This window comes from Alcaligenes sp. SDU_A2, assembly GCF_038237375.1.
Classification (GTDB): domain Bacteria; phylum Pseudomonadota; class Gammaproteobacteria; order Burkholderiales; family Burkholderiaceae_B; genus Alcaligenes.
This window is the reverse complement of the sequence record NZ_CP151273.1, coordinates 218,163-236,958: the sequence shown is the minus strand read 5'-3', so window position 1 is coordinate 236,958 and position 18,796 is coordinate 218,163. Positions and strand designations below refer to the sequence as shown.

Below are 18,796 nucleotides of genomic sequence, written 5' to 3'. Positions count from 1 at the left end.
AGATAAGTTGGCCACTCGCGCTAAATTGAAGAAACGGCTACCTAAGGTAGCCGTTTTTTTTAGAGCTTAAACAACCTGTTCTGCTATTTAAGAGTCTCATACTAGGCTATTTGTGTAGCCGAAGCAGCTTTGAATGAGTTATCAAACGTTTGGTTTTTTAGGCAAAGTAGTATTAGTAATTGTTTGTATGTTACAAGAGTTGACGGAGTTTAAGCGGAGAGGTGACTGATGACGCGATTTTCAGAATGGTGTGACTGTAAAAAACTACCTTTGTCGAAGCATAAATTAGAGATTTTGACTGCTGAGCCCTTGAAAAGAGCTCACGCGGTAGGGCTTGTCGCTGGTTCTGTGCCTGAGCACTATGCGTCTTATAGTCGAATCGCAGATTTGTTGCGGCGTCTCGGACGAGAAAGTGCGGCAAAGTATTTAGCAGAAAAACTCCCAATTTCACTTCCTATAAAGTCTGGCGACTTAGGTGAGATTCTCTGTTCATCTTTCGTTTCCGAAACAACGGAGTTTACTCTTGGGATTAAGCGTCTACGCTGGAAAGACCATCGCAATATGTCGATGCGAGGCGAAGACTTACTCGGCTTTAGCCTTGGGGAAAATGGCAAGAGCCTAAAAGTTCTCAAGGCGGAAGTGAAAAGCCGAGCATCTTTGAAGACTTCAGTAGTTAATGAAGCTCGTGAAGCCCTATCAGGTTTTCGCGAGCTGCCGTCTGCACATGCGATTAGTTTTGTGGCAGACCGTTTAGGTGAAACAGGTAATCAGTCTCTGCAGGACGCTTTAGATGATGTTCAGTTAAAGAGAGGATTTAAAAAATCTCAGGTTACCCATATGTTGTTTACTTTTTCGGGTACTAATCCTTCAAATATGCTAAGTCGTAATTTAGAGGGGTATACGGGAAAAGTGCAGCAGCATTATGTTGGCATTCAGGTGTCAGACCATAAGGCTTTTATCAATGAAGTCTTTGATGCGGTGGAGGTCTGATGGCTGCAACACTGGAGGAGCTTAGAGCGAATATTGATGAGGCGACTACCGCGGACTTTAGAGACCAATTATTAGTTAAGGGACAAGCTCGAGGCATGATTTGGCGGGAGGGGGTACTGCCAGAGGATTGTCCCAAATTTAGTGTGGGGTTATCGGACCAACTGTTATCTTTCGGATACTCGTTGTTATTGCATGGTCTTCGTTATCTAGACCTAGGTGGAGACGAGAGCGTAGCGCGACGTGCCTTCGAGGTTGCCGCTGAAGCGATTGAAGCTGTAGTCGCACGTGGAGAGATGACCGTGGAGCGTGATTTTCATAGGTTAGTCGCGGCCGCATCTTATCATCTAGGCCGATACTCTGCTCGTGCATATTCACTTTTGCATTCAGGCCTAGAGGACTCGAATTTTTCGACCATAGAGCGCTGTCTTGCCAAGTTGATGCTTCGGGACCTCGATGGAGTTTTGTATGAGGTTGTTGAATGGCACGGAACAGGTGTGGGGACAGACGAGGCACTTTTCGAGTTGCTAAGCCATCCAAACTCTGATGCAGAGGAGGATGCAAATGATGATAGTGTTGTTGAGGTGATGGCCCTTGCGCTGGATGGCAGCTTTATGGCCGCTATGTCCCAAATACTGCTTGCGCTTGAGCGTGGGGACGATGCTTTGGTACAAAGGTCGAAAGTACGGCTGAGGAAAGGGCTTGGGGTTGCTGGAGAGCTTAATTTAGTTAATCAGTGGTGGGTGTATCGGTTGGCAGTTCACATCATTGATGGTCTATGGAAGACAAGCTTTCACGTTCTTTTGCCGACGGTTGGGCCACCTGATGCGGAGATTGGTAATTGGAACGAATTAAGAAAATTTTTCATTGCTTCATTAGTCCGACGTCGACGAGCGGAGGTCGAGTTATGGCCCTCTCAGCTTGATGCAGCGCGACGCGTACTCAATTTCGATATGAGTTTTGTAGTATCGCTGCCCACCAGTGCAGGTAAGACTCGTATCGCTGAGCTTTGCATACTAGCCTGTCTTGCACGTGGGAAGCGTGTCATATTTGTTACGCCACTACGAGCTCTTTCGGCGCAGACAGAAGTAACCCTTCGTCGCACTTTTGCTCCGCTCGGTAAGACCGTATCCAGCCTATATGGCAGCATAGGAGCTAGCGGAGCAGACGTCGATGTGCTGCGAACGCAGCATATAGTGGTGTCAACGCCTGAGAAGCTGGATTTTGCGCTTCGCAGTGACCCAGACCTTCTGGACGATATTGGGTTGGTTGTGCTTGACGAGGGACATATGATTGGCCTTGGCGAGCGTGAGGTTCGCTATGAGGCGCAAATTCAGCGATTATTGCGACGGACTGATGCTGCCTCACGTCGAATTGTCTGTCTTTCTGCCATTCTGCCAGATGGTAGTCAGTTGGAAGATTTTACGGCCTGGCTAACTTCAGATGCTGCAGAGGGCCTCATTAAGAACGACTGGCGCCCGACACGTCTTAGATATGGAGAAGTTAATTGGAGCAAAGAAGCTAAGGCGGCTCGGCTGGACATTATTGTTGGGGATGAACGCCCCTTCGTTCAGAAATTTGTGGTCGGCAAAACGTTAACTGAACGAAAAAACGCAAAAGTTTATCCATCCACTCAAACTGAACTATGCATTTTTACCGCATGGCGATTAATGGACGAGGGGCAGTCGGTTTTGGTGTTTTGTCCACTTCGTGCGTCGGTCATTCCGTTTGCCAGGCGGATTGTTGAGTTGAACAAAGATGGGCTCATTGGCGCCGTACTTGAGCAGCCTCTGTCGGCCATATCGACTGCTCTATCTGTTGGGGCTGAGTGGTTTGGCCCTGACCATGTGATTTTGAAATGTCTGCGGCTTGGCGTCGCTGTACATCACGGAGAGTTACCAACCCCTTTTAGAAAAGAAATTGAAAAGCTGCTTCGCGATGGTGTTTTGCGACTGACAATTTCTTCTCCTACCCTAGCTCAAGGTCTTAATCTGTCAGCGACCAGTCTCGTATTTCATGGCCATTTTCGAAGCGGAAAAACGATAGATGTCTCTGAGTTCCGAAATGTCGTTGGCCGTGCTGGCCGCGCGTTCGTGGACATCGAGGGCCTCGTACTCTATCCCATGTTTGATGAACATCAGATACGACGTAAGGCATGGAGTGGTTTAATTACGAACGCTGCTGGTCGAGAAATGGAGAGTGGACTGCTCCGACTCATGTTAGCGCTGATGCAGCGGATAGCTAAGAAGTTACAAACTGAGAGTGTCGCCGAAATTCTAGAATATGTAGCGGGGCAAGGAGCGTGGGATTTCCCTGTTATAGAGGGAGAAAAAGCAAGTTTGGCCGAAGCTGCGATAAACGATTGGGCCAATCATTTAGTGTACTTGGACACAGCAATCTTTAGTTTGCTTAGCGACACTGCAGTGGCAGACAATGATGTTGAGTCAAAACTGGATGAAGTCCTGGCATCTTCCCTATTCTTGCGTAGGCTTATGCATCGCCAAGATGGGGTTCGTAAAGTTCTTGTTGGTGGGTTGAAGGCTCGTGCAAATTTCATTTGGTCGAACTCATCACCTGCTCAGCGACGTGGCTACTTTCTTGCTGGCGTGGGGTTGACGGCTGGCAGGGAGCTCGATGAAAAGGCGGAGCTTCTGGAGGAGTTATTGCTTCGTGCCGATGTAGCAATAGATTGTAATGAGCCATCTGAAGCGATAATTGCAATTGTTGGTTTTGCAGAAATTGTGTTCAAAATTTCACCATTTATACCCAGAAGCCTGCCAAATAATTGGAGAGTTATTCTTCAGCAATGGTTACTTGGAGACCCTGTTCCTAATATTGAAGCAGATGACCCTAATGAAGTACTTTCTGTTATCGAGCATGCGTTTGTGTATAACCTTCCATGGGCTATGGAGGCTGTACGAGTACGTGCCGAAGCGCATCAAGATATCTTATCTACAGACATAACATTAGCAAGTTACGAGGGAGGTCGTGCAGTTGGAGCGGTAGAAACAGGGACAATGTCTGTTGCTGCCGCAACTCTCATTAAAGCTGGGTTTTCGTCACGTCTTGGTGCTATTAAGGCTGTGAACGACACAAATGCTTCGTTCGGTTCGTTGAGAGGCATGATGTCCTGGCTTAGTTTGGATGCTGTACAGGTGTTGCAGCGGAACCCTAACTGGCCTACCTCTGAGTCACACGAGTTATGGCTTGAGTTTATACAGCCCCATATAGACGACAACCAAGTTCAAACTTGGTCGCATAAGACGTACTCAGCTCCTGTAAAGTGGGATGCTGAGCCTGTTCCTCCCGGCCTGCCGTTGCTTATCGGAGGAGGTCCAGGGAAGGAAAGTTTGTTGTACACAGAGGATTATGAGAAAGTAGGTGAAGCAACCTATTCTTTCAACAAGAACGCTGTTGGATTGACTATCGCTGTTTCAACGGCGGAGCCGGGCAGCATTCACTTGGAGTACATTGGGCCGGACGACCTGATAGATATTTGAGCAGAGTTTATTTAGTAGTAATCTTTCGACTGCTTAAATCTTGGATAAAGTCTTGGTTTGAACCGCCCCGGGTTCCGTGGAGGCTGGTTGGTTTAAGTTAGACCTCGATGACGACCTTTTCAGTCAGTTGCCGATACTAATTTTCTTCGGCTTCCGCAGGGGGAATATACCCGATGGGTGCCAACAGGCGGTGATGATTAAACCAGGATACCCATTCCAGCGTGGCCAGTTCCACCGATGCCTTGGTTTTCCAGGGATCTCGACGGTGAATGACCTCGGCCTTGTATAGCCCGTTGAGGGTTTCCGCTAAGGCATTGTCATAGCTGTCTCCACGACTGCCCACAGAGGGCTCAATGCCGGCTTCGGCGAGGCGCTCTGTGTAGCGGATAGAGACGTATTGAGCTCCCCGGTCGCTGTGGTGGACCAAGCCGTCGGTTTGCTCTGGCTGACGCTCATACAGCGCCTGCTCCAAGGCATCGAGCACGAAGTCGGTCTGCATGGAACTGCTGACGCGCCAGCCCACGATACGACGGGCAAATACGTCAATTACGAAGGCCACATACAACCAGCCTTGCCAGGTCGACACGTACGTGAAGTCCGACACCCACAACTGATTGGGCCGGTCGGCCTTGAACTGCCGATTCACGTGGTCCAGTGGGCATGGCGCTGACGTGTCGGGTACGGTGGTGCGTACCGATTTGCCGCGACGGGCACCCTGGATACCAAGGCGTCGCATCAGTCGTTCGACCGTACAACGTGCCCCCTCTTGCTGCTCGCGGTGAAGCTGACGCCAGACCTTGTCAGCACCGTAGACCTTCATGTTCTGCTCCCAGACGCGGTAAATCTGGGGCGTCAGCAATGCGTCTCGCTTGGCGCGAGCACACAGCAGTTGCGGATTCCGTTGTTGTGCGGCATAACGTCGATAACCCGACGGGGCAATCTGCAAGACCTTGCAAAGCGGCTCGACCCCGTACGTTTCCCGATGCTCGTCAATAAACCGCCGGATTACCTCAATCGGCGGTCGAGCTCCGCCTGGGCGAAAAAAGCGCTCGCCAGCTTCAGAATCTCATTGGCCTTGCGCAGCTCCTTGTTCTCGCGTTCGAGTTCCTTGAGACGTTCCCGCTCGGCACCGGTCACCCCATCACGCACACCGGAATCAATCTCGTGCTTGCGCACCCATTCGTTCAAGGTTTGTGGCACACAGCCAATCTTGGGGGCAATCGATTCGATGGTTGCCCACAACGACGGATACTCACCACGGTGCTCCTGCACCATGCGCACAGCACGCTCACGTACCTCGGGTGAAAACTTGTTCTGTTTCTTCATAGCTCCATTTTCTCAGATGTAGGAGCCTCTACGAAACCCGGGGCGGCTCACTACTCGCTGAGATGCCGGATGAAGTACCTCGTGTTGAGGGCTGGGAGGAAATGCCTTCAGTAGGACGAGAGTTATCTCCGGACTAGGCTTTTGCGTAAACGCTGCTCTTGGCACATAAGGCCCTCGCTCTAGGCGAGGGCTTTTTTATGTCCCATGCATCTGTGGATGCCAGGCACGGTGTCTTTGCTCGAGTTCTGGGAAAGGGGTGGCCAAGTTATCCGTACATACTGTCCAACTATTTTTCGCACACACTGGGTAAAATGCTTGTGGGTCAATGAGTCCCTTAGCCAAGTTATGTGGAAACCAACACGAGATTTTGCGTTCGTCAATCCAGATTAAAGGGTGGCAATATGCCACCCTTTTTGATTTTTACACTTTCTTTTTCTTCTTATGGAAGAACCATAGGGCTACTAAAAGAATGAATCCGTACTGTCCCCAGATGCGCATGGAAATCCAACCGACGTCCTCCTCGCCCATCACCAGATCAATCAGTTTGCTGCCGATGAAATTGTAGAGCACATAAATGCCTCCCCATTTTGCTAACACCAGAAAAAGTGCTTTTCTGCGTTGGGCATAATGAAGTTCGCTGGTACTGCTTCTTTGAAATGCGCCAAGAATGGCAGCCAGTATAAGGCCTCCGATATTGGCGCTTAATAGCATCATGGCGATCTGCAGTTCGCTCATACTGGGACCATTGCCACCTTGAAAAACGGCTGAGATTGAATACCAGTAGTAAAGACTGCCTGCGAGCAGCAGGCCAAGAACGATACGGCTTGTTTTGGACATGATGCTGAAGCAGCCCAGCACGATGATGCCCCCGAGAAGGCCAATAATTCCCATAATAAGCGTTTAAATAGTGATGTTGATGGAAAGACAGAATAAGTAGATGCAGCGGCCAGTAGTGATTTTTCTTGAATAATTGTTTTTGTTTCTTTTTGTTTGTTTGGCATTAAATCATGGTTTTTGAACAAAAAGAATGTTTGGTTTGTTGGTTTTTTAATTTGGGCGGTCTGGGATTTTTATTTATCCCCCGGTTCTAAATGCCGATTTTTTTGTATCACCATTTCTGTGCCATTGCAGTTGGGCGTCTGCACAGATCCAGTGTTTGATCGATCGTCGTCCTGGGGCGTTTGAACGCGTTGGGACGTGGGTGGGGGATGTGCTTATTGCGGCGTGGGCAGTTCACTACTTTTTCTTTTTGTCCTGGCTTGGGTTCATGTATTGGAAAAATAGATACGGCTGAAAAAAGTAGAAAATTACTTAAACAATTCTTTGTGTGGAAATAGAATGCGTCTGGACAAGTTTCTTGGTGAAAGCACTGACCTGAGTCGTACCGAGGCACGTAAAGTGCTTAAGAGTGGCGAAATCACGGTCAATGGAGAGGTTGTTGATAAGGGCACCTACGTCGTGCAAGAAGGTGATGTCGTGCGCTGGGACGATGAGCCTTTGGCTCTGATCGGCTTGCGCTACATCATGCTGAATAAGCCGGCCGGTTACGAATGCAGCCTTAAAAACAGCGCTTATCCGTCGGTCATGATGCTGCTTGATGTCGATAAGCGCGAGCGTCTGCATACTGTTGGTCGACTGGATGTGGATACCACGGGCTTGATCTTGATTACCGATGACGGCCAATGGACGCATCGCATTATTTCTCCCCGCCATCAGTGCGATAAGGTCTATGTGGCGACCTTGGCAGAGCCCCTGCCCGCGAATGCAGAAGCCGTCTTTCAAGCAGGCATCTTGTTGCATGGCGAAGACAAACCGACCTTGCCGGCGATGCTGGAGCGGGTGGATGAGCGCACGGCGCGGTTAACCATTCAGGAAGGGAAATACCATCAGGTCAAACGCATGTTTGCCTATTTAGGGAATCGGGTTCTGACCTTGCATCGCGAACGCATTGGTTCTCTGGTTCTGGACGATAGCCTGGAGCCAGGCGAGTCACGTTATTTGACCCCGGCTGAAGTGCAAGAGTTGGCGGCGCAAAGTTAACGCGCTACCCGATCTTGCCGATGGCCCCTGATTCGATGGCTCGGATGTTTGTCCTGTTGTCTGTTTGTATGTAATAGCTGCTGGGCAGAATATTGCGGGCAGCGGTTGCGCCGCGATGTTGTACGTACCGTTTCGCTGCTTTGGCCTCGTGGCGGTGGCTTACCAGTTCGGACCCGTGGACGGTGGTGCTGCGGGGGAGTCGCTGGTCTGACGCAGTACCAGCTCTACGCCCAAGATGCTTAACAGGGCCAAGAGGCGGTCAGCACTGACTTTGTCGGCGTTGCGCTCTAAGGCAGAGAGCGTCTGTTGGGTAATACCCAGGCGTAGTGCCACAGCGGCCTGGGTTAGACCTGCTTGTTTGCGAAACGCTTGGAGCAGTAGCGGAAGTTGCTCCGCGGTGCGCACAGTGAAATCGGCCATACAAATTCCAGACTGTATTCTTGATTTACATAGTCTAGTTTGTAAATCTGAAATACGCAATACAGTATGTATTTTACTGTGTACAAGCTGTATTTATAGTTTACAAACTAGATACTGTAAAGTGCAACCACGTTGATCGACTGGCAAGCGCTACACAGCAAGATTTGTTGTGTGATTGGGTATTGCTTGGGCCTGTGCGATTCAGGCGAGTGCGCAGTGGCTTGTTTGTGTCGGAATCAACATGATTCTCCTTGCCTATGCCTACTGTAAACGCAGCAATGCCCATGCTGTTCTTAATGCATGGGCATTGCTGCGCGAGTGCTGGAGTGTCGGGCAGCGATTGTGACGCGACTTTAGACCGTCTGCCGTTCGCGTGCCAGACGCCCTGCTTCCTGGGGATGCAGGTCCAGGCCGGCAGTGGCCACCAGATCCCAGAACCCGGCGGGCGAGCTGGAGACGACGGTAACGCCCAGCTTGTCTTCGACACGACGCACGGCATCCAACGACACCAGGCCGCCGCAAGATAGCAGCAGACCTTGTGCCTGTCCTTGTGCCATGTCCCAGGTTTTCAGGCACAGGTCCACCAATTCCTGGGTGCTGATCTGCGCCATGGCGCTGACCTCGGTGACGCCCAGGCCATGGTCGCAGACGGCGTCGATCTGGTTTTCGGCCAGAAAACGCACCAGCCGCTGGTTGACATCGGCAATGTAGGACGAGGCCACTGCCACGCGGGTAATGCCGCTGGTGCGCAGGCCGCGCAAGATGGCGTGACTCATGGTGGTGCAAGGCAGCCCGGTCGCCTGGCGCAGATGCTCGACCAGACTGTCGTTAAAGGCCGAGCCGCGATAAAAGCTGAGCGAGGTGCCCATCAGCGAGATCGCTTGCGCGCCCCGCCCTGCCAGTTTGCGGGCGGCTTCCACGACCTGGTCGATGACCCCGTCATAGCCTTCTTTGTCGACCGAGGCCAGGGCCAGGCCCTGGGCGATGAAGTCCACCTGTGGGTACATCTGTGGGCCCTCGGGGGGCACCAGTCCGGCGGCCGGGGGGACGATCAAGCCCAGCAGAGGGCGTTCGTTTGGCGTGTTGCGTGTGTTCATGATTCCGTGATCGTGGTTCATTGTTTGAAAGTCAGCTTGGCGTCTTTGATGACGTTGGCCCAGCGGGCGGCTTCCTCGCCCAGCCATTGTTGCGTGGCTTGTGGACTTTGGTAGCCAGCGACCGAGCCCTGCGCCAAAAAGGCGTCTTGTACGTCTTTGGCGGCCATGCTTTTTTCCAGTGCTGCACTTAAAGTCTGGATGAATGCCGGGTCTACGTTTTTGGGGGCCAGCAAGAACAGCGAAGGGGTGACGCTGTAGCCGGGGATGGTTTCGGAGACGGCGGGCAGATCAGGCATGCCGGGAAAGCGGCGTTCGGACAAGGTGGCCAACAGGCGGATGCGCCCCGAGTTGGCCAGACCAATGGACGAGGCCAGGCTGGCAAATGACATGGAGACTTCGCCGGCGGCCAGGGCCTGGCTGGCGGGTGCGCCGCCGCGATAGGGTACGTGTACCAGCTCGGTCTGGGTTTTAAGGGCGAACAGCTCGCCGCCCAGGTGGTGCAATGAACCCACGCCCACGGACGCAAATGTTTCGGTTTGTGGGGGAGCCTTGCGTATGGCCTGGACCAGTTCGGCCACTGTTTTGACCGGGCTGTTGCCGGGTACGGCCAGGGCTAGGTCGGACTGCCCTACCATGCCTGCCGTGGTGAAATCGCGCTGCAGATCGTAGCGCAGCGCCGGATAGATGTAGGGCGCGACCAGGAGCGAGGTGTCGGCAAACAGCACGGTATTGCCATCGGGTTGAGCCTTGGCGACATAGTCGGCGGCAATGGTGCCGCCCGCGCCGGATTTGTTCTCGACGATGACCGTGCGGTTCAGCTCCTTGCCCAGCGCTTGCGCGGTGACTCGTGCCAGCGTATCTACCCCGCCACCGGGCGCAAAGCCGACGACCAGGCGCAAGGGTTCGGCTGCCTGTAGAGTCAGAGGGGCAATGGTCAGGGCGAGCGCAGCCAGCACCCGCCGTGTGAAACGGCGTGTTGTCATAAAAGTCTCCTTGTTGTGGTTTGTTGTGGTGTTTAGTGCCGCATGAATAAGGCCGATAGCGGGTTGAGATGCGCGTTCAGCCAGCTGTAGCGTTCGCGTTTGTCGAATTCCCATTTTTCGGGATGCGCCTGGGCGACCCGGCGCAGGGACTCGGCACCCGAGAGTACGTGTCCGGCTGCCGCTTGCATGGCGGCCTGGCCATCGCGTTCGGCCAAGGCCTGGGTCAGCGCCTGATGTTCGTGCCAGGACTGTTCCATGCGGTTTTCCTGATCCAGGTGGCGGTGCCGGTAGGGGTTGGTCAGGCGGCGCAGGTGTTCGATCTGCTGCACCATGAAGCTGTTGCCGGCGATGCTATGCACCAAGGCATGCAGCTCGGCGTTGTAAGTGGCGTAGTCGGGCAGATCCTGCTTGTGCAGAGCAGCCGCGCCGCGTTTTTGCAGTCGGCCCAGTTCGCGTATCTGGGCATTGCTGATGCGATAGGCCGCCAATTGCGTGCATGCCCCTTCCAGCAGGGCCAATGTCTCCAGCATTTCTTCCAGTTCGGCAATGGTGTGCTGGGTGACGAAGATGCCGGCGCGCGGCGCGATGCGTACCTGGCCGGTCGCCGCCAATTGCAGCAAGGCTTCCCGTACCGGCGTGCGCGAGACGCGAAAGAAGGTGCACAGCAATGCTTCGTCAATGGCGCTGCCCGGGGGCAGATCGCCGTTGGCGATGCGGTGTTCCAGTTCAACCCGGACCCGGTCGGTATTGCTCAGTGCCATGCCTGTCTCCTGCGACGCGCCATGTTTTCAAGTATGAAAATATTTTAGGTAGGGGTTATTGATATATCAATTGATGCTTCCCTGGGGTGTTCTGGCAGTGCCTGTATGCTGTGGCATGGGTTGGATTTCGCGGATAATGCACTGAGCTTGCCTGCTTGCGCGGGCCTCTTTTTATTGGGTAATCATGAACGACGAACGTAAGCCTTTGGACGCGCTGGCCGTGGGGGCCATGTTGATCTTGTGCTTGATCTGGAGTCTGCAGCAGATTGTGCTCAAGGCGACAAGCGGTGATATGGCCCCTGTTCTGCAGATCGGGTTGCGTTCTGGTGCGGCGGCAGTTTTGGTGACCCTGATGGTGTTGCTGCGTTCGCGTCGTTTGGCGATCTCTGCGGGTGCCTGGAAACCCGGTTTGCTGGCCGGACTGTTGTTTGCTGCCGAATACTTGCTGGTTGGTGAGAGCTTGCGCCTGACTTCGGCGGCCCACGTGGTGGTATTTCTGTATACCGCTCCGGTTTTTGCCGCTTTGGGCTTGCACCTGTTATTGCCTGCCGAACGGCTGGCATGGGGGCAGTGGCTGGGCATAGGCTTGGCGGCCGCCGGCATTGCCGTGGCCTTTCTGCGGCCTGGCGAATCGGCCGGGGACGACGTGAGCCGTATGTTGTTGGGCGATATGATGGCTCTGGGCGCGGGGGCCTTATGGGGCCTGACCACTGTGGTGATCCGTTGCACCCGATTGTCCGTGACTCCCCCTTCCGAGGCCTTGCTGTACCAATTGCTGAGTGCTTTTGTGCTGTTGGTATCTGCTGCCTTTTTGATGGGTCAGGCGCAGGTGCGCTGGACGGGGGCGCTGGCTGCCAGCTTGTTGTTTCAGTCGGTGATCGTGGCTTTTCTGAGTTTTTTGGTCTGGTTTTGGTTGTTGCGCCACTATCAGGCGTCACGCCTGGGGGTGTTTTCTTTCGCCACACCGCTGTTTGGCGTGTTGTTAGGGGCATTTCTGTTGCAGGAAGCCATAGAGCCCCGCTTTGTGATGGGGGCGATTCTGGTTTTATGCGGCATCACCTTGGTCAGTACCTACGGCTGGTTGCATCAATGGTTGACGCGTCAGCGTTGACCGCGCCCTTCGTATAATGGCTGGGCCGTGCTTTATGGACGATTGCTCAATGCCTTCCGTTGTTTCGACTTTATCCATTCCGGTCACGGTATTGACCGGCTTTCTGGGCAGTGGCAAGACGACGCTGCTCAATCGCTGCCTGCAGGAAGCGGCGATGGCCGATACGCTGGTCATTATTAATGAATTTGGCCAGACGGCGCTGGACCATTTTTTGGTGGCGCACAGTCAGGAAAACATTGTTCAGGAAATGGGTAATGGTTGCCTGTGTTGCACGATGCGGCGCGATCTGACGCAGACGCTGCGCGATATTACCTGGCGGTTTTCGCGTCAGGGTCAGCGTCAGTTCAAGCGCGTCCTGATCGAGACGACTGGCTTGGCGAACCCTGCCCCTATTATCCATACCTTGCTGGGCGAGCCGCAGTTGGCCGGCAAGTATCAATTGGACGGTTTGGTCACGGTAGTGGATCTGGAACATGCCTTGAGCACGTTGGACAAGCATGATGAAGCGCGTCGGCAGGTGGCGGTGGCGGACCTGTTGCTGCTGAGTAAGCGTGATTGTGTATCGGCCGAGCAGGAACGGGCCGTGCGTGCGCGTCTGGACCAGATGAACCCTTGGGCGCAGCGCCATGTGTTGTCTGCGGGTCAGGCGCTGGCACCGTGGCTGCTGGGTTTGGGTGGGCAGCAGGGGCAGTGGCGTGCCTGGCTTGAGCAGGCTCTTGACGGCCAGCATCATGATGGCGACCACGACCACGACCACGACCACGACCACGACCACGACCACGACCACGACCACGACCACGACCATGAGCTGGACGTGAGCCGTCATGGTCGCGACATACAGGCGCTAAGTGTGGTTTTGCCCAGTCCGCTGTCCGAGCAGCAATTGCGGTCGTGGCTGGCGGCATTTGGCGACTGGGCAGGGGAACGATTGTTGCGCCTGAAAGGGGTCGTGAATGTGCAGGGCTGTGTTCAACCGCAGGTGGTGCATGCTGTGCAGCATCGTGTTTATCCGTGGCAGGTTTTGCCGCAATGGCCTTGGGCAGACCGGCAAGGCCGTTTGGTGGTGATTACGCGTGGCTTGCCCCGCCAGAGCATCTGGGACCGCTTGGGTGAGCTGGACCCCGCTGTGCGGTCTGCTGGATAAAAAAAGGGACGCCGCAGCGTCCCTGTCCAAGGCCTTACGGCAGGATGGTTATTGGGGCTCTACGCCCACTTTCTTGAACAATGCCCCCCATTGCGGCACTTGTTGTTCGACTTTTGCTTGCAAAGCAGCGGGGTTGGCATCCTGGGTCAAGACGGTCGCCCCCAGCGTGGCCATGCGTTTCTGAAACTCGTCATTGGCCAGGCCGGCCTGCAGGGCTTTGACCAGCGTGTCGACCACGGGCTGGGGTGTGCCTTTGGGGGCCCACATACCGTGCCAGATACCGACTTCAAAGTCTTTGAAACCCGATTCCTGCATGGTGGGCACATCGGGCAGCGTGGGTACGCGCTGCTTGCTGGTGACGGCGTATACCTTGACCTTGCCGGATTTGATTTGCTGGGTGGTATTGGTGGTTTGGTCGCACATGACATCAACCTGTTTGCCCATCAGATCGGCAATCGCGGGTGCTGTGCCTTTGTAGGGCACAGTCAGCAAATCCACGCCCAGAGCTTGGGTCAGCATTGTGCCGCACAGATGGCTGGCGGCTCCGATCCCGGCATTGGCCAGCGAGACTGAATCTTTATGTTCTTTCAGGTACTGAACCAATTCCTGGATATTGTTGGGCGGGAAGTCTTCGCGGGCGATGATGGTCATGGGGACATCGACGACCAGACCGATAGGGGCCATGCCATTGATGGCGTCATAGCCCGGTTTTTTGTACAGCGAAGGAGCAGTCGAAAAGCCGATGTGCATCAATAGGATGTTGTAGCCGTCCGGCTTGGCGCGCGCCACTTGTGCCGTGCCGATGGACCCGCCCGCGCCGCCTTTGTTCTCGATGACGATAGGCTGCCCAAGCGCTGGACGCATGGCTTCACCCAGTGCGCGGGCCACGTTGTCGGTAGGGCCGCCGGCCGCAAAAGGTACGACCATATTGATGGAATGCTCGGGGAAGGTGGCCGCCTGCGCGACGCCCATGCTCGCTAGAGCCGTGGTCAGGCCCAGTACCAGCTTCTTGACTGCAACAGTCATGATGTCTCCTTGATAAGGATTGCTTTTTGGTGATGTGGCCAGGGGCGGTATTCCCGGTGGCCGGGTGTTGCCAAGCTGTGTCGTGTGTACGGTATTTTACAGTGTTACCGCCTGTTTCTTTTCAGGTCTAACCCTAGGACGGAGGCTAAATGGCGTAGGGGAATACACCTGTTTGCAGGCCTCACGCCGATTTTTCGATGGGGCCGATAAGGTGTATCGACCTTGGTACAGGAGTCTTTGCATGCTGAATATCGAGTACCCGGAATACGGGTCGGCCCAGCCTGTTTTGGCGGAACTTGCCGCCGACCATATTGAGCTTGCTGGGATTTTGGATGGAACGATTGATGGAGATGTTTGGGTTGACCGTCAGGACAGGCCACAGTTCGCTGTTGTTTCCAGTGGTGATACCTTTTATGTGGCCTGCCATGTGGATGGCGATGCGGCGCAGGCAGTCCGGGATCTGATCCCGGACTGGGCTTATGTGTACGTTCAGGAACCCTGGGGGCAGCGTTTGCCGCAGATCTGGTCCAACCCTTTTGCGATACCGCATCCGCGGGTTCGTTTTGGGCTGCCGTCGGTGGCAGCGTTGTCAGTTCCCCCGGCGCTGCCTGCAGGGGTCGAGATAGCGCCTATTGATCGCGCCCTGTTGGCCCGGCCGTTGGACAATCTGGATGTTTTGCACGAATCCATCGAGAGCTGGCGCTCAGAGGAGACGTTTTTTGACGCGGCGATTGGTTTTTGCGCCGTGCGCGGCGGACAGATCGTCAGCCATTGCCTAACAGACAGCGTCGTTGGGCAGCGTTGCGAGGTGGGCGTGTCTACCGACCCGGCATTTAGAGGTTTGGGGCTTGGACGGTACCTGGCTTGGGCAACCGTTGAACAATGTATGCGTCGTGGTCTGCAGGAAATTGAATGGCATTGCCATACCTCGAATAAAGGATCGCGGGCGATTGCGCGTTCGATTGGTCTGGTTGAGCAGCAGCAGTACACGGCATATAGCTGCCGTTTGCCTGCAGAGAATGCCGGTGATCTGGAGCCTGCCCGTTGCCTGGAATTGGCGCACCATTTCGAGCAGGCTGGCGGGCATATCCCGTGGTGCTATTTTTATGCGGCGGGCGCACGGGCCTTGATCGGCGACAGAGAGGGGGCCCTGCGTAACATCGGGCTGCTGATCGACGGCGGCTGGGAGGGCCAGGCCCAGTGGCTGGATGAATTCTGGGCCTTGCAGACGTTGCAGGGGGATGCGTCGTTCCAGGCCTTGCTGGCACTGCAGCGGGAGCGGCAAGCGCAGCAGTGACTGCGTAGGGATATGCCCGGGCAAGGGCCGTCGTGTTATTTGTGGGCGGCAATTCCGTACATCAGTGGCAGGTTCGGCATGGTTTCAGGGGGGGCCAGCCGGTCGCCATCAAGTTCGCGCATAGGCTCGAACGCACGCCACCCATTCATGTATGGGTATTCGACCAGCCGGTCCAGGGTCAGACCTGCGCGTACTAAAGCCGATACGACTTCTCCGATCCCCCAGCTGAACTCATACGAGGGGTGCGGGTTGGTGAAGTTTTCGGTGCCGGTGTGGTAGGTATCGACGGCCAGAGTGTCGCCGGACTGGGCAACATAATCGCCGACTCCGGATTCTATGATGGGGCCGTCTTTGAAGTATCCGTAGCGGGGCTTCCACTCTTCGTCAAACACCAGGGCGAAGGGATGAAATTCGATAAAGGAAAATTGGCCACCGGGTTTGAGCACCGAGGCGATGCCTCGTGCCCAGGTATCGATGTCGGAGAGCCAGCAAATGGTGCCGTAGGAGGCAAAGACCCGATCAAAAGTTCTGTGCTGCTGCCGGGCCTGCTCGAACCAGGTGAACAGGTCGGCGCGCTCGAATTGCGCTGGAATAAGGGCCTCAGCCGACAGGCGTTTGGCAAAGTCGATGGCTTCGTCGGAGATATCGACCCCCGTGACCCGTGCTCCCCGCTGCGCCAGGCTAAGACTGTCCTGGCCTGCATTGCATTGCAGATGTAGCAGTTCTTTGCCTGCAATGTCGCCTAGCAGATCCAGTTCTTCCGGAAACAGTGTGGTGCCGCCGCTGCGGAAAAAAGCGGCTTGGTCGCCTTTGTGGCTGTTGTGCGCAATGGTGGCGGCGTTCCAGGACAAGCGGTTGGCTTCGTGCAGATCGATGGTCATTGAAAATTCGGATGGTCAGGAAATGGCAGGAAAAGGAGACCTCGTAGTGGTTTGATCGCCGTGATGGTGCCGTATCTCCAGGCACAGGCTGGAGAGTGCTGTTCGATTAAACCCTCTGCATGCTCGAATATGCGTGAATAGTGCGATCTGCCCGCCAGTGCATCAGGTAATGGGGCGGGTTCGCCATACGGTGGCAGCCAATGTCAGGGTGGCCATCATCATGGTGCCGCAGTAAATCATCAGTCCTTGCGTCAGTCCTAGAAGGTCGGCCAGGGCACCCAGACCCAATATGGGCAAAATGGCTCCCAGGTAGGCAATGACCAGGTAGGTGGAGGTCATGGCGGCCCGTTGATGCGGGGGCGAGACCTTGTTGACGACGGACATGCCGCCCACCATGCACAGACCGTGGCCGAATGCGGTGATCAGTACGCAGAGCACGAACAGTAGCGACGAGGCGGTCCATAGATTAGCCAGCAAGGCCAGATTGGCGAGCGCGAATGCGATCAGGCCTATCAGGACGCTGCGTCTGGCCGGCCAGCGGCGCACCACCAGTTGAAAGCCCGACGATAAGAACAGAATGATACCGATGGACAGGCCACTGGTGGCCGGGCCGTGCCAAGGCACCATTTGCGCCATGAAGCTGGGAGCCAGCGAGGCGAACAGGCTGAACATGGCAAAGGCGCAGCAGGCCGATAGGCAGCCCAGCAGATACGGGCGTCGAAGCTGTTTAGCCGGCATCATGATGCGTGGCAGCCAGGCACGCCAGTTGGTATGTTTGCCGGGCAGTGGTTGACTGCCGACGGGTGGCGTGATCTGGAACAGGGCGTAGATGGCCAGGATGCCCAGCAAAATCGAGGGAATGTAGCTTGTTAGCAGTGGTGTGGGTGCCCATTGCGCGATCAGGCCACCGACAACCGGCCCCAGGCCAAAGCCGAAGGCCAGCATCAGCGATGTCGTGGCAGCGGCGCGTTGCAGGTCGCCGCCGCGGTTCAGTTGGGTCAGTCCGATGGAGGCCGAGGTGACGATCATGCTCGATGCTAGACCTATCATGATCCGGCTGAACAGAAAGCTGTAGACGTCCCAGGCAAAGGCGGACAATGCCACCCCGCCGGTGACGACGATCAGGCCCGCGCGCAGTACGGGCATGAAACCTTTGCGGTCGCTTAAACGGCCCAGAAACAGCAAGCCCAGCAAGGCTGCGCTCATGTAGGCCACATATAACTGGGTGATGTGGCTGTCGTTCAGATCCCAGTGCGCTTGGTACAGGGGATACAGCGGACTGGCCAGGGCAGTACCCATGACACCCACGCACATGGCCAGACAGACCCATAGATAGGGCTGCCATTGATTGGGTTTTCGAGCAGGCGTATCGCCCATGCGAAGGATTCCTTGATGATGATAAGCAAGCAGACCATCAAGGATACTCTTTCGTTTCTGACTCTACACCCCGGGGCTTAGGATGCTGGCCGAAGATCCTGATTGATGTCGGCGACGCGCAGGACTTCGGCATCGTGGTCGGGATCGCGCCAGGGGTCGCGGCAGGCCATGTCGTGCCATTGCTGCATGGCCGGTAAGGCCAGCATTCGTTGCACATAAGCTTGGGAATCCGCATTCAGGGTCAGGCCGTAGGTCTGAACACGGAAGGCAATGGGGGCGTAGAAGGCATCCACCGCGCTGAAATGGGGGCCCGCCAGGAAGGGCCCCCCGAAGCGTTCCAGCCCTTCCTGCCAGATCGCTTGCAGACGCTCCAGTTCGCCTTGCAGGCGCGTATCTTGTTGGCGTGGCTGTGCGCGTATCGCGACACCGAATGGGCACAGGGTGCGCAGCGCGCAGAAGTTGGAATGCATTTCTGCGCTGGCGCAGCGTGCCCAGGCGCGGGCACGGGGCTGGATGGGCCAGATGCCGGGGTGACGTTCGGCCAGGTACTCTACGATGCCCAGGCTGTCCCAGATGATGTCGCCATCGTGATGCAGGACGGGCACCATGCCGGCTGGAGCTGCCGTATGAAACGCCAGACTGCTGAACGGAGGGCCGAAATTGAACCACTGCGCCTGGAAGTCGATGCCTTGCTGGGTCATCAGTAGCCAGGGGCGCAGCGACCAGGATGAATAATGCGGATTGGCCAGGATAAGGGTATAGCCGGCTGCGGCGTTCATGGAGGGGTCCGGGTTCAGAGTAGAAGGAATCTGTGTCACTTTAGTGGGCTTTGCGCGGATTGGGTAG

16 protein-coding genes and 1 other annotated feature are annotated in these 18,796 nt (G+C 55.3%); of the genes, 6 read left to right on the top strand and 10 right to left on the bottom strand.

Going from position 1 to position 18,796, the window contains the following annotated elements; translation table 11 throughout:
• Positions 1-228: 228 nt before the first annotated feature.
• Together AADW57_RS01075 and AADW57_RS01070 are read left to right on the top strand one after the other, a co-directional pair.
• Positions 229-990 carry a Hachiman antiphage defense system protein HamA gene (locus AADW57_RS01075; protein ID WP_341668221.1) on the top strand — a complete coding sequence of 254 codons (762 nt, stop codon included), beginning with the start codon at positions 229-231 and terminating at the stop codon, positions 988-990.
• Positions 990-4,487: a DEAD/DEAH box helicase gene (locus tag AADW57_RS01070; protein ID WP_341668220.1), complete on the top strand. Its 3,498-nt coding sequence runs from the start codon at positions 990-992 to the stop codon at positions 4,485-4,487. The genes AADW57_RS01075 and AADW57_RS01070 overlap by 1 nt, the downstream gene beginning before the upstream one ends.
• Before the next feature lie 136 nt (positions 4,488-4,623).
• Here AADW57_RS01070 and AADW57_RS01065 read toward each other — a convergent pair.
• Positions 4,624-5,813, bottom strand: a protein-coding gene (locus AADW57_RS01065; protein WP_341668219.1) for an IS3 family transposase whose coding sequence is annotated in 2 segments (ribosomal slippage) — positions 4,624-5,534 and positions 5,534-5,813 — 1,191 coding nt in all. Because the reading frame shifts where the segments join, the coding sequence is not laid out codon by codon here.
• Positions 5,419-5,535, bottom strand: a sequence feature (AL1L pseudoknot). (Overlaps the previous gene by 117 nt.)
• A gap of 420 nt (positions 5,814-6,233) precedes the next feature.
• Entirely contained in the window at positions 6,234-6,704 is a 471-nt protein-coding gene (locus AADW57_RS01060; RefSeq protein ID WP_341668218.1) for a hypothetical protein, read from the bottom strand.
• A gap of 447 nt (positions 6,705-7,151) precedes the next feature.
• Between AADW57_RS01060 and rsuA the strand changes: the two genes are divergently transcribed.
• The gene (rsuA, locus tag AADW57_RS01055) at positions 7,152-7,853 is read left to right on the top strand and encodes a 16S rRNA pseudouridine(516) synthase RsuA (protein WP_341668217.1); all 702 of its coding nucleotides are present in this window, start codon (positions 7,152-7,154) and stop codon (positions 7,851-7,853) included.
• A gap of 159 nt (positions 7,854-8,012) precedes the next feature.
• Here rsuA and AADW57_RS01050 read toward each other — a convergent pair whose 3' ends face one another.
• From AADW57_RS01050 to AADW57_RS01035, 4 genes are all read right to left on the bottom strand, one after another.
• Positions 8,013-8,273 (bottom strand): helix-turn-helix domain-containing protein, encoded by a 261-nt coding sequence (locus AADW57_RS01050; RefSeq protein ID WP_341668216.1) that lies wholly within the window; start codon positions 8,271-8,273, stop codon positions 8,013-8,015.
• A 353-nt stretch (positions 8,274-8,626) separates the two neighbouring features.
• Entirely contained in the window at positions 8,627-9,370 is a 744-nt protein-coding gene (locus AADW57_RS01045; RefSeq protein ID WP_341668215.1) for an arylmalonate decarboxylase, read from the bottom strand.
• A 17-nt stretch (positions 9,371-9,387) separates the two neighbouring features.
• The gene (locus AADW57_RS01040; protein WP_341668214.1) at positions 9,388-10,353 is read right to left on the bottom strand and encodes a Bug family tripartite tricarboxylate transporter substrate binding protein; all 966 of its coding nucleotides are present in this window, start codon (positions 10,351-10,353) and stop codon (positions 9,388-9,390) included.
• Between the two features lie 32 nt (positions 10,354-10,385).
• Positions 10,386-11,114, bottom strand: a complete 729-nt coding sequence (locus AADW57_RS01035; RefSeq protein WP_341668213.1) for a GntR family transcriptional regulator — start codon at positions 11,112-11,114, stop codon at positions 10,386-10,388.
• Between the two features lie 184 nt (positions 11,115-11,298).
• On the opposite strand from AADW57_RS01035, the gene AADW57_RS01030 reads away from it, so the two are divergent.
• Positions 11,299-12,225 (top strand): DMT family transporter, encoded by a 927-nt coding sequence (locus AADW57_RS01030; protein WP_341668212.1) that lies wholly within the window; start codon positions 11,299-11,301, stop codon positions 12,223-12,225.
• 49 nt (positions 12,226-12,274) lie between these two features.
• Entirely contained in the window at positions 12,275-13,369 is a 1,095-nt protein-coding gene (locus tag AADW57_RS01025; RefSeq protein ID WP_341668211.1) for a CobW family GTP-binding protein, read from the top strand.
• Between the two features lie 48 nt (positions 13,370-13,417).
• On the opposite strand, the gene AADW57_RS01020 is transcribed toward AADW57_RS01025, so the two are convergent.
• The gene (locus AADW57_RS01020) at positions 13,418-14,395 is read right to left on the bottom strand and encodes a tripartite tricarboxylate transporter substrate binding protein BugD (protein WP_445819161.1); all 978 of its coding nucleotides are present in this window, start codon (positions 14,393-14,395) and stop codon (positions 13,418-13,420) included.
• A 241-nt stretch (positions 14,396-14,636) separates the two neighbouring features.
• On the opposite strand from AADW57_RS01020, the gene AADW57_RS01015 reads away from it, so the two are divergent.
• Positions 14,637-15,692: a GNAT family N-acetyltransferase gene (locus tag AADW57_RS01015; RefSeq protein ID WP_341668210.1), complete on the top strand. Its 1,056-nt coding sequence runs from the start codon at positions 14,637-14,639 to the stop codon at positions 15,690-15,692.
• Positions 15,693-15,727: 35 nt separating this feature from the next.
• On the opposite strand, the gene AADW57_RS01010 is transcribed toward AADW57_RS01015, so the two are convergent.
• From AADW57_RS01010 to AADW57_RS01000, 3 genes are all read right to left on the bottom strand, one after another.
• Positions 15,728-16,573, bottom strand: a complete 846-nt coding sequence (locus AADW57_RS01010) for a class I SAM-dependent methyltransferase (RefSeq protein ID WP_341668209.1) — start codon at positions 16,571-16,573, stop codon at positions 15,728-15,730.
• Between the two features lie 162 nt (positions 16,574-16,735).
• The gene (locus AADW57_RS01005) at positions 16,736-17,950 is read right to left on the bottom strand and encodes an MFS transporter (RefSeq protein ID WP_341668208.1); all 1,215 of its coding nucleotides are present in this window, start codon (positions 17,948-17,950) and stop codon (positions 16,736-16,738) included.
• Between the two features lie 77 nt (positions 17,951-18,027).
• Positions 18,028-18,729, bottom strand: coding sequence for a glutathione S-transferase (locus AADW57_RS01000; RefSeq protein WP_341668207.1), 702 nt, complete (start codon positions 18,727-18,729; stop codon positions 18,028-18,030).
• Positions 18,730-18,796: the final 67 nt, after the last annotated feature.